This window comes from Rhodococcus sp. P4_F3_2, from assembly GCF_056401335.1.
The window spans coordinates 1-384 of record NZ_JBFUJN010000275.1; the positions used below are offsets into that span (position 1 = coordinate 1).

1 protein-coding gene is annotated in these 384 nt (G+C 40.9%); it reads right to left on the reverse strand.

All coding sequences use genetic code 11. The annotated features are described in order from the left end of the window. On the reverse strand, positions 1 to 384 hold a 384-nt coding region (locus AC1DWA_RS33710), incomplete at both ends, for a hypothetical protein (protein WP_477917888.1).

Consider the following 384-nt stretch of genomic DNA (forward strand, 5'->3'; position numbering starts at 1 on the left):
CGCCCATAGTATAAGATGATTTCCCCTAGCAGAAATAAAATGTGTACCGAACTCGTTCGTTATTAAACCTGGTGTTTCTAAAATATCCCTTGCATGATGCTCTTTGAAATGCGCTTTTTTCTCAGAATGTGCTCCTGAAACTGACTTAGAATTCATAGTTGGACGATACATAAATCTCTGGCCTCTAAATACCTGACCAAGATCAACCACAAAGTCATTGGAACCTAGTTGGATACGGTATTGGATAACAACATTTTTCTGATCACCAGCTGTTAAAAGTTGCGCTTTATGGACGTTCTCAAGTTCCTGATTTGGCACATCTAGTTGAAAGACAACTCGTCCGTCACCCGCATTGCTGCGAGGTGCAGAAAGGTAGTCTTGAAA